Genomic DNA, 11,610 nt, shown 5'->3' on the forward strand with positions numbered 1-11,610 from the left:
AAGCCATCTTGTGCTCCCATCCTGGGTAAGCCGGCCCCGTGGTAAAACCCATCCCAACTCGGACCTGCGTCGCCCCGCACCGGGTAGAGTCCACTCCAACCATCGGTTCGTTTCGGAATGTACCCCGCCTGGGCATAACGAATGTCCCCTGCCCTGTCTGCCAAGACAAAATGCAAACTCAACGTATGGGCGTGCTCCAGAACCTCTGCTGCCTCTTGCGCCGAGCGCGCCAACGGAAGGCGTAGATAAGCCTCCAGCGCCTGCGCAGGGCGTGCACTGCTTGACCACAGACTCGCCAAAACCTGACCGTCAGCCAGTTCCTGAGTTTCTAGAGTTCCTCGGTCGGTATCGAAAAATTTAAGTACCAGAGGGTCTTTGAAGCGGCGCTTAATCTCGACTTCTCGGGTAACAACCGATGCGCTCTCTTGCGGGCGCTTTACCTGCCCCGCCTTCACCTCTTCAATGGCATAATCAACATTGTCAGACACACCAAACGTACCGCTCCAAGCAACGTCACGATTGCGGCCCACGGCAATACCGGGCAGCCCTGGAATCGTTGCTCCAAGCCAATAGTCGTCGCCCATACGTACCCGTACCTCGCAAAAAATCGCCGGTAATTGGTTCACCTGAAGGTGCGGGTCGCCGCACAAAATACTTTGACCTGAGTGAGTATGTTCTGGGCTCACCGCCCAAGCGTTGCTTCCCCCGACCGCGCGAACACCGCCTGTTCCAAAACCGCTTAACGCCTTTGCTCCAAACTCACTGAGCGCCTTCGGATCCCATCCATTGAGGTGTGGGTGAAACATTTCCTCCATGACCTCTGGCTTGGCACCTTCAACCAGTGCCTGAACCAAAGCTCGTTCCATGCGTTCCTGGCTCTGGGCCAAACCCAAATACCCAGAGAGTAGCAAAGAGGAAACGACTGATTCACGCGTGAGATCAGGTAAGCGAGTCATGAGAAGTCGCAGCTCGAAGGGTGTTTTGGCCAACACTGCCCCAGCACGCCAGCCCTCGATGTAAGCGTCCAACAAAAGCAGACTGTCGCCAGAGATTTTAGGCGCTTCTCTGCGACCCATCTCGGGTATATCTAAGCGGTGTATCAAGGCATCGAGAGCGGTCAGCGGCTCTAAATCCCACAAATGCTCTGCCAGACGACCCTGCGCTGCGGCACCAATTAACCTCGACTGAAAAGGGCGATGTCTGCCATGCACCCAACCTATTCCCCAATATGCTTCCGCCGGGTTCTCTGCCCAGATTCCAGGAGATCCATTGTGATCATAAGTAATTCGACACGTTGTCATAGCGCTTAACAGCCTGTTGAAAGAACGCGACAGGGGCCGCAATTGGTTTTACCCTCGTGCCGTAATATTTATCGTTTTCCACAACTTAAGCCAGCATTCTTTGGGCAGGCGCGACAAGAGTTTTGCAAGGAACTGCTTGCCCGCGTGCTTTTCATTCCCTGCTTTAAGTCTTCCAAGGCTCCAACGGCAATAGGGGACCTCGGCGATACCTCTTCACAAAGCCAGCCCATGGTCCAACCGGACAATCAACATCAAGACCACTTAGTTTAGGGCTCGAACAATACAAAAACGGCCGAGATCTAAGATCGCTAAGACCAGCTAGCTTCACTGACTCCTCCAAGACGTTAAGTATCGCCAAATTCATTCTGACCCGCTCTCAGCCGTCATTCGTAACTGGGCCCTTTAAGATTTCAACAGGCGCTCAGCCTCAGAGCGTCCGTTAAGCCCAGCCTCGACCGGTTCAACCCATAAATGGCTCCAATATTCTGGCTGAAAGCTGGCAGAATGCTAGAATAGCCCCCCGATTTTAGATAGGATTTACTCAAGAATGTGTCGCGGAATTAAGACGTAGAAGTGACATTCACGAACCGAACTTAGGATCGATGGACTCGAATCAACCCCAAAGCCCAAATACGGGCAAGGTCGCAACGGCCGGAGCCCTACCTGGGAAGCCCGTCGCCCCTGGGGTTAAGCCTGCACCCACCGAGGACCCATTGGTCGGACGTGTCTTTAACGGGCGCTACCAAGTTACAGAACGAGTCGCCCGAGGCGGCATGGGAAAAGTCTACAAGGCGATCCAGGACCCACTCGACCGAATCGTCGCACTCAAAGTTTTGGACCCAACCTTTACCGGCGAAATAGAGCACGACTTTCACCAACGCTTTTTTCTAGAAGCCTCAATTTGCGCACGATTAAGTCATCCTAATACCGTCACCATTTTTGACTACGGCCAAACCGAAGACAACATTTACTACATTGTGATGGAGTTCTTAGAAGGCCGGACCCTGCATCAAGAAATGAAAGACCGTCCGGTACTCTCACCGCCTCGGGCCATTCACGTTGCGGCTCAAGTTGCTCGCTCCGTTCGCGAAGCCCATGCGCTTGGTGTCGTTCATAGAGATCTGAAGCCGGCGAATATTTTCCTGATAGAACATCCCGATGAAGCCGACTTCGTCAAAGTCCTAGATTTCGGTCTCGTTAAAAACGTTCTTGAAGACCAAAGTGGATTTACCAAAACGGGAATCTTCATGGGCTCACCTGGCTACATGGCCCCCGAACAGATTCGCGGTCATGCCCTCGATGAGCGCGCCGACGTCTATGCCTTAGGTGCTATCCTTTACGAGATGCTCACTGGCCGGCCACCGTTTGTTCGTGAAAGCGCAATGGATACTATCCTTGCGCACCTCAACGACGAGATTCCCCGCTTCAAGTCCGTCAACCAAAGCATGGATGCTCCCAAGGTTCTCGAACAGGTTGTTCGTAAATGCCTGGCCAAAGACCGCAACGATAGATTCGACAATATGGATACCATGGTTCGGGCGCTAAAAATGATCGCGCGCCAAACGGGCATGAATCTGTATCTCAATTCAGATAGCTCCGCGAACCGCTCCTGGTCGGGCAATGTCCCCGCCCCGCTTCCACCGCCGGCACCACCACCTTCTATTTCAGGACCAATTCCAAACAATCCTGATGCAAATGATGTCTCGGATGGTCGTACCGTTGCCCTCAGCGGTGAAGACCTCATTATTTCCGGCGATCAGAGCAGCGATTATCAACTCGATAACGTTTCTGGAGATTCTGGCAGTCGAAGCATGGTGATGGGCGCCATTGCGGCCGCAACAGTCATCATTGGAGCAGTCATGCTCTACTGGTTCACATTACCCGAGATTGAAATGGGTGAGACCAGACCCATTGAAACCGAAGCCACACAAAAAGCTCAAGCCGCTCCCGATAAAGCCGATGCCGTACCGGCGGATCGCGATATCAATGAAGACCTTCCCGACACACCACCAACACTTTCTTTAATCCTGCGTTCAAGACCAAGCGGAGCTGGCGTCTTTCTGGATTCTACAGAAATCTGTGAGGCTACCCCTTGTCGCCTTTCATGGGAAGGCAAGGACGCAGAACCCGGACGCGTGCTAACACTTAAGTTTAGCCTCGACGGCTACCGAGACCGAGTCGCAACGCGCGAGGTAGATGGCGACGAGCTCGTCGTGAGCACTCAACTGACCAAAGTTCGAGTCACTCGCCGTCCCAAAAAGATTCGCAAACAAGACAAATCGAAATCTAATGTAGACGACGAACCAAAAAGAAAACCGAATATGGGTAACTACAAAGAAAACCCGTACTGACCCATTTACCCAAGGAACGCCATCGTGAAAAATAATCGCGTTGTTCTGCTAGGCTTATGGTTGCTCTGCCTCGTGCTTCCAAGCATCGCTTTAGCCGATGTTCGAAGTGAGGCCCGGCGCCATTTCAGAGGCGGCATGGATCTCATTGCACAAGGTCAACTTGATGCCGGTGCAGCCGAACTCGAGGCCGCTTACGAGCTCATGCCTCACCCCAACGTTCTCTACAATCTCGCGCGAGCCTACTTCGATGCAGGCCAATACATTGAAACCGTGCTCTACTTTGAGCGCTACCTTAAAAGTGATCCACCCGATTCCGATCAAGTTCAGCTTATCGTCGATGCACTTCGAGACAGGCTGGCGAAACAAACACTTATCGAATCAGAGCCAAGCTCCGAAGCCAACCTAAGCCCTGGCGAAAGTGGAACCACTGTCGTAACCAACGAAGTCATTAAAGTGATTCAGCAAGCATCCAAACGCTTTGCTGGAATCGCTGCGGCAACACAAAGCCCAGCATTGAAAGACCAAGCCGATGTTTTAGACGAACTTGCTCGTACCCTGGTCACTCCCTCCGCCGGCCCAAAGGCCGCTCCAAAGTCACAGGGGTCTCAAAGTGCAGATGCTACTGTGCTGGGTGACACCAAGCCGAAAACAACACTCAAACCAGCCTCTGTCGAAGACTTGGACCTGGGCTCACAAAGAACAGAAGATATCTATGCCGAGCGCGTTGTTTCAGCTTCACGTCTCGCTCAATCTCCACTAGACGCACCAAACTCAACCACCGTTGTAACCGCACAAGATATCCGGCTATCGGGAATCACCAACATCGGGGAGCTTCTGCGCAGAGCTGCCGGCCTTGAGGTCATGAGCCTAACCACTGCTGATACTGAGATATCCATTCGCGGTCTCAACCAAAGACTATCGAACAAAGTTTTGGTTCTCATTGATGGCCGTTCAGTTTTTCTCGATTTTCTCGGCGCCACACTTTGGACGATTCTTCCTATCGGTGTTGAAGATATTGAACGGATCGAAGTCATTCGAGCTCCCGCTTCTGCTCTTTATGGTGCGGATGCATTCTCTGGGGTTGTAAATATATTGCTCAAGAAACCGGGCCAAGGCGATACCTTGGTCACCACCACCATCGGCGAGGGAAACACCGTTCGGGCCAGCGCCAGATTCACTGGACGATCCGAGCAAGTTGGATACCGGTTCAACGCTGGGCATATTCAATCCAATCAATACAGCTACGGCATTGACCCCGCGCGTGTAGATATCGAATCAACCGTAACCGATCCTGAAATAGGAATTGGCGCAAAGTGGTTCAACTCTGAATTTAATATTCGTTTTCCTGATAAATATACTGCCCGTGTCGGTACAGCAGTCCTCAATGGTGACTTCTCATTTATGAGTGCTGGTCGCCTAAGAAACCTTCAGGCTCAGGACGCTTTCTTTGCTCAGTCACACGCCAACCTCTCCACTCCCATGGGAATCACCGTGCGAACTTTCTGGAGTGCTTTTACGACAGACGTCAAGAACCTCGAAGGCAGACCCGGCGACGTTGATGTCGCATTCAGCGACCTTGAATCACATGTACTCGATGTAGAAACTGAATACGACGCAACGTTCGATTGGCCGATTCCACACCACCTCAATATAGGTTTGGGTTACCGGTTTAAAACCATCGATTGGGCATGGCTTGACTCCAAGCACGAAGAGCATCACGCATCAGCGTTTATCCAAGACACCATGCAGTTTGGTGAATATGTCAAAGTGACGGCGAGCACACGAATCGATAAGCACCCACTGCTCTCAGCTCCAGTCTTATCTCCACGAGGCGCTATCGTCGTTAGAATGACAGAAGAATCTGCCCTACGTGCTACCGTTGGAACAGCGTTTCGAAGCCCCGCATTTTTAGAGTCTTACTTGCGGTCCAAAGTTCCGACCCCGCTTCGCGGCATCACCGCTTACGGAATTGGAAATACCGAACTCTCACCTGAAACAATGCTATCCACAGAAATCGGCTATTCGCATCAAAATGACTTTTTCGCACTGGAAGCAAACATCTACTTAAACCTCGTAGACGACCTCATCAGCCTAAGCCAAATTGAGAACTACGGCATTACCGATCCACAATCTGTATACGATGAATCTGTTGATGCCTATCCTGTTGGGGAGCTTCAATGGGCCAATGGTGATGTCACCTATCGCCAACTCGGGGGCGAGCTTGGTATACGTGTTTACCCTGTAACTGGTTTGGATGTTTATCTAAACTACGCCTACCACGACACATCACCCACCGACTCTGAAGCACTCAGCGGCGCAGCTGCTGAAGAAGAACGAACCAGTGCTCATAAAATCAATGGCGGGGTTCAATACCGTTCTCCTTTCGGTCTCGATTTGGCTTTGGATATTCACTTGGCCAGCGAGCAAACTTGGGTACAGGCCATTTCAAGCGCGACGAGCAGCAGCGAGGTTGGGGTCTTTAGAGTCCCTGGTTACGCCATCGTCAATGCACGTATCGGCTATCGATTATTTGACGATGCGTTAGAGCTTGCCGTGATCGGTACAAACCTCGCAAGCACCCCCTTTAGACAACACCCATTCGCTCAGAAGATTTCTCGACGCATCTTCGGCAGCGCCACCCTGAGGTTCTAAGTGATGAAGCATAAACACTCTTTATCTGGGCTTATTTTAACGCTCACTTGGTTTCTCAGTGCTTGCACAGAGCCGCCAGTCATTCCTTATAAAGATGCTCCCATCCCAACGGGTGTCATTAAGGGAAGCATTCTCTACATCGGACCGCCGGCTCAGTGCGAAGACAACAAACCCACCGGGCAATTGATCCTTACGCTTTTCTTAAACGACAATCCGCCTCCACCTGCGGGAACAGCACTAAGCCCAGTAAATATGCTGAGCATGAAAGCGTCATCGGTTTTTAGTGAAGATGACTGTGGGTTATTGGAAGCCGACCCAAGCTCGTTCGTCCAGCGCTCTGCTTCTTTTGTTTGGCCTAATATCCCATTGGGAACGATCGAAGGTGATGTGGCTTCATATCAAATCAGAGGGTTTCTAGATTACGATTCAGACTTCAACCCCTTCTTTGGTGTTCGCAAGCAGCCAACAGCTGGTGACATTGTCGGCGGTGCTTATATTGACCCCACAGCTGCAGTCAAAGCCTACGCTCCTATCAATTTTCAATCTTTAGTTGAACGTCCTCAAGGGCAGGTTGTCAGTAATATTACCGTGACTCTTGCAGCGCCCGTAGTTACTGAGCGGCCTATGTTTGAGCTTGGCCCAGAAACCGAACCCATGGATTCGGGCACCGTGTTAACCATCATGGACTCAGACAACCCTACTGCTCCACAGCTTGATCCACAGAAATACGAAGAAGGCCTCTGGCAACAAAATCAGATGACCATTGTGTCCCTAGATACGAGCGACACTGCTTACGACGAAGCGCTGCTAGCAGCAGGCATACAAGTTGAGGACGAGCCATACCCATGGATGCTTGAGCCTGTAGATTTTTATGGCGGTGCAGACGGTGTGGCCGACTACTTTCCGCTTTTTGCCACTCACCCCATCTTAGGCGACGAGGGCTCTATCCTCTCGTTTATGGACGGGGACTATTTGTGGAAAACACCACTCGTCTTTTTTACCCGTGCAAGACGGCCCGAAGAAATCCAAGGCAATGTGCCCAATGTTACACTTATCGGAACCGTACGGCAGGTCCTCGCACCGGAGGCGCCCGTGCTCAATTCCGTAGAAATCATTGTGCCCCCTGTTGCCTTGGTGAATCTAGATCCCACAGATCCAGCTTGTCAGATCCCATATTTTGCACCGGGCAACACCGCCTCAGCCTTTGAAACTCGTCCCTCTGAGTGCCAAGAATTACCAACGGGTGAATACGATATCGCAGTCTTTCATGGCTTTGCTGCAACCTTAGTCGATGGCGTACCGACCTACGTCTTTACGGGGCAAGCCTGGGTCATTCCAAACGAGCTTGGCCCAACGGATACGATGTACTTAAATCCAACCACGGGTCAGCTCCCCGAAAACATGCAACTCGTTAGCCAAGGCCCCACCGGACGCTTTCGGGTTGTTGAAAATACTTCGTCCAATGGCGTTCGTAATCAGTGTGAAGAAGGTATGGATTTTCTCTCAGCTGAGCCCGGTATGAGGCCCATCAACTACCAACCCGTGCCTGAAAACTGCTGCGCTGCCGTCAAACATCTTTGCGATATCCCACTTTGCGAAACTGTTGCAGCACAAGCGGGCGGACGAATCAGACGAAGTAATTCAACAGACCCTGTGACGGGACTGCCACAGTGTGTACCTTTTTTCATGCCGTCGAGTTGCTGCGAATAAAAGATTCAGAGAATAAAGAAGAAGCTAAGAACAGAAGAAATACTTCTGACTACCACTCACCCGGCTTAATAATCACTCGAGCATCGCCGCCGCCACCTAGGCGTTTCACGACTTTTTTCTTACGACCATCTGGGCAGGTGACCACAATTTCACAATTGCCTTTAGGTGCCGCTTTCTTAAAGAAAGGTGCAACGCCTAAGCTTACGCCCCCAACCTTGACCGTACAATCAGCCACACCTACTGGCATGACGCTCAACTTGCCGCCAGTTCCTCCGCAGCTGCGTGCTACCACACGTTTTGGCGGCTTTGGCGGCTTCGGTACATCACCCGGCGCGACTGCGACCTTCGGGGTGTCAGCAATTTTCGAGAGTTCAATCTTCCAATCAAAACTTGGGGCGTCTTTGAGTTGTATGCGCTCGCTCTGCTTCCGATAACCTTTAATATAAGCTTCGAGCCGGTGGGGCGCACTGCGAGAAACCCCTTCAAGAGTAAGCGGCGAGACACCTTTTTTGATTCCATCGAGCCACACAATGGCGCCCGGTGGCTGAGTAATCACCCGGACAACCGCGACCGCACTGGGATCAGGAACGCCCTTTTTCGTATTCAGAACCAAGCTTAGAGTTCGCTTTTCCTCACCCTCTAGAAAACGCTCAGTTCGGCGCTCCGCGGTGAATCCCTCTTTCTCAACCAGTAAAACGACAGGAAGATTTCGATCAAGCTTATCGATTGTAATTGGCGTTTCGCCGCGCACCTCGTTGTTCACGCGAACCGTCGCACCGGGTGGGTCGGAAACCACCTGGAGTGTGCCGAAGGATAACGCTTTTTGTTTGGCCAGGGGATCGAGTTCAATCTCGATATCAAAGGGCCCACCCTTAGGTGCCTCGAAGAGGTAAGCTTTATCCGCATAACCCTTAGCCTTCACCCGCAGCTTGTACATCACCCCAGCTTTAAGTCCTTCGTAAATCAAAGGAGTGCCTTGCCCAATGCTGTCGCCATCTAACCAGACTTCAACATCCGTGACTGGAGAAGATAAAACACGAATTGAGCTCACATCGCTCGTTCCTGATAAAGCCATCGCCAAAATCGATGCACACACAAGAACGGAAGCCCCAAGAACCACCAACGGTCCCCGGCTTTTCTTAGAAGCAGGAGGCGGCTTCAATACTCCAGTCGGTACATCTTCAGAATTATCAAACACACCCGAAGCATCCGAGAGAGCCGGTACTTCGGTGGTCAGATTCGGATTTTCTTTTCGAACCCCAGTGGCCGCAGCCCCCACGGAAGTTGCAGGATCTTGAAAATCAAAACCAGCAAATATCATCGTTTTGTCTTCGTCTTCAGAGCCAACCCAAGGACTTGCTGCAGCCGGAGCTTGAGAAACAAGGGCAGGTTCAGATGGTCTCGCAGACTCCTCCACACTCAAACCCACAGGCGCTGCTATCGCAGCAAACTCTTCCATGCGGCTGCGTTCACGTTCAATCTCATCAGCATAATGCCCACCCAAATATTCGGCGAGGCGCTTGGCGTTGTAGATGCTGTTGTTAACAATCAAGAACTGCTGCAAATCATCGTGTAATTCGCTTGCCCACTGGTAGCGCTCATCGCGGTCTCGAGAGAGCGTCTTGAGCACAATGGCTTCTAATTCTTCAGGAATATCGGGATTATGCATGCGAGGTGGAGGCACCTCCGCATTACGCACTTTCTCTAGGGTCGTGAAATCGCTTTCCCCGACAAAGAGTCTCTCGCCCGTGAGCATCTCGTACATCAAGATACCCACAGCAAAAATGTCAGATCGTCTGTCGATGGGCAGACCGCGCACCTGTTCAGGTGACATGTACGCAAATTTTCCCTTCAAGACGCCAGCTTGAGTTTTGGAGGCCCTGTCTTCGGCTTTGGCGATCCCAAAATCGGTGATTTTGACCGCACCCTCATAGCCTACCAAAATATTTTGCGGGCTCACATCACGATGGATTAAATTCAAAGGACGCCCAGCAGGGTCGGTTCGCCTGTGAGCGTAATCCAGTCCTTCACAAATTTTAGAAATAATAAAAGCTGTGGCTGGAACAGGAACTGTCGTGCTGTCTTTTCGCAATTTATCGAGTACTTGGCGCATGTCGCGCCCCGAGATGTACTCCATAGCGATGTAGAATTGGTTTTCGAATTTTCCAAGCTCGTAGATTTGAACAACATGAGCGTGGGTCAGCTGAACCGCGATGCGCGCTTCGTCCACGAACATATTAATGAACTCATCGTCTTCAGCCATATTCGGCAAAATACGCTTGATGGCCAGAAAGCGCTCAAAGCCCTCCACACCGTAAGTCTTTGCCTTAAAGACTTCCGCCATACCGCCAATATTGATCCGCTCTAAAAGCAGATACTTTCCAAAAGGGCTCGGATAATTCATTCGTTAATTCTTGGCCCCTCACCGGCTCGCGTCACACGATTTACAACCAAACAACCCATTCCACTCAATTCATATCTCGCAATACCGGCAAGCGCAAAAGCCATGAGCGTCTACTTGTATTCTTTTCATTAAGTCGGCGTGGACATTCCACTCAGAAAGTGGCAATCGAACACGAATGGATATTTCTGAGAACATTACGCGAGCTCGGTCCACCGCGTTGGGCTACTTAAAAAAAGCCCCTTTATCGGTTGGTCAACTTAAAACCAGGCTTCTCAGAAAAGGGTTCACAGATGAAGTTGCCGGGCAAACTATCTCGATGCTCGTTGAAACGGGTGATTTGAGCGACCGAACCCTGTCCATTCACCTTTGCGAGAAGGCCATCGACAACGGGCGGGGACCGCGTTGGATAGAGCAAGCCTTGGCCCGCAGAGAGTTTGCTGACGACGATATTACCCACTGTATTGGATTGGCTCGGGCTCGAGCCGACGATGTTGCTCAGAGCATCCTCAAACGCCGTTATGGACCCGTGGCGCTCGCCGAAGCATCCACACGACCAAAGGCCGCCCGATTTCTGCATGGGCGTGGTTTTGAAGAAGAGACCATCGAAGATGCTTTGCAAGCTGTTTTGCCACCGATAGAATACTGATTGAGAGAAGCCGCGGCTGAGGCCTCATTTTTCGCTGATTTCCAGCCGACCTTTTTTACCAATCATGGCATGAGCAATAGGCTCACCCGGCCCGATTTTAGCGCCGCGCTCAATAATACAGTGGCTAAGCTCAGCTTCTCTGCCAATCTGAACCTTGGCCCCCACAATTGCATAGGGTCCAACCGTGGCATTTTCTCCAACTCGGCAACCATCGCCGAGTAAAACCGGAGGGATAATTCGTGCGTCTTGCCCCAGTTCAACGTCGTCGCCCATACGAACAACATCCGCGACCTCTTTACGGGGCGAGAGCGAATAGCCCCCCAGCGGATCGGCATGACGAAGCTGCATGCTTTGATTAAGAGCCATCCAGTTAACGCCGAAATAACGCTCAGGAGTCCCTGCATCCGCCCAAAAACCGTCATTCATAAATGACATGAGCTTACTGCCGTTGGCCAAAGCCTTAATGTATCCGTAACGCACAATACAGGTCTCAACATCGGGTGGGATAAAATCGAGAAACTCAGGCTCTAGAATCTGAACACCTGT

Annotated in this window: 7 protein-coding genes; 4 read left to right on the plus strand and 3 right to left on the minus strand. The window is 51.5% G+C overall.

Annotated elements, in window-relative coordinates:
• The coding region (locus HOK28_08860; protein MBT6433187.1) for a hypothetical protein at positions 1-1,301 on the minus strand (1,301 nt) is incomplete at its 3' end.
• A gap of 602 nt (positions 1,302-1,903) precedes the next feature.
• Here HOK28_08860 and HOK28_08865 point away from each other — a divergent pair.
• From HOK28_08865 to HOK28_08875, 3 genes are read left to right on the plus strand one after another with little or no spacing between them, the layout of a single operon-like run.
• Positions 1,904-3,652 (plus strand): serine/threonine protein kinase, encoded by a 1,749-nt coding sequence (locus tag HOK28_08865; GenBank protein MBT6433188.1) that lies wholly within the window; start codon positions 1,904-1,906, stop codon positions 3,650-3,652.
• Positions 3,653-3,676: 24 nt separating this feature from the next.
• On the plus strand, positions 3,677-6,304 hold the full coding sequence (locus HOK28_08870; protein ID MBT6433189.1) for a TonB-dependent receptor: 2,628 nt from the start codon (positions 3,677-3,679) through the stop codon (positions 6,302-6,304).
• A gap of 3 nt (positions 6,305-6,307) precedes the next feature.
• A complete protein-coding gene (locus HOK28_08875; protein ID MBT6433190.1) occupies positions 6,308-8,014 on the plus strand; it encodes a hypothetical protein in 1,707 nt (568 codons plus the stop codon).
• 49 nt (positions 8,015-8,063) lie between these two features.
• On the opposite strand, the gene HOK28_08880 is transcribed toward HOK28_08875, so the two are convergent.
• The gene (locus tag HOK28_08880; protein MBT6433191.1) at positions 8,064-10,418 is read right to left on the minus strand and encodes a serine/threonine protein kinase; all 2,355 of its coding nucleotides are present in this window, start codon (positions 10,416-10,418) and stop codon (positions 8,064-8,066) included.
• 175 nt (positions 10,419-10,593) lie between these two features.
• On the opposite strand from HOK28_08880, the gene HOK28_08885 reads away from it, so the two are divergent.
• Positions 10,594-11,064 (plus strand): regulatory protein RecX, encoded by a 471-nt coding sequence (locus HOK28_08885; protein MBT6433192.1) that lies wholly within the window; start codon positions 10,594-10,596, stop codon positions 11,062-11,064.
• 24 nt (positions 11,065-11,088) lie between these two features.
• Here HOK28_08885 and HOK28_08890 read toward each other — a convergent pair.
• On the minus strand, positions 11,089-11,610 hold a 522-nt coding region (locus HOK28_08890), incomplete at its 5' end, for an NDP-sugar synthase (protein MBT6433193.1).

This window comes from Deltaproteobacteria bacterium, from assembly GCA_018668695.1.
Lineage (GTDB): Bacteria > Myxococcota > XYA12-FULL-58-9 > XYA12-FULL-58-9 > JABJBS01 > JABJBS01.

Bases quoted from the DNA above. Each gene is read 5' to 3' on its own strand.
- HOK28_08865 (MBT6433188.1), top strand. From the start codon at position 1,904: ATGGACTCGAATCAACCCCAAAGCCCAAATACGGGCAAGGTCGCAACG.
- HOK28_08875 (MBT6433190.1), top strand. From the start codon at position 6,308: ATGAAGCATAAACACTCTTTATCTGGGCTTATTTTAACGCTCACTTGG.
- HOK28_08880 (MBT6433191.1), bottom strand. From the start codon at position 10,418: ATGAATTATCCGAGCCCTTTTGGAAAGTATCTGCTTTTAGAGCGGATC.
- HOK28_08885 (MBT6433192.1), top strand. From the start codon at position 10,594: ATGGATATTTCTGAGAACATTACGCGAGCTCGGTCCACCGCGTTGGGC.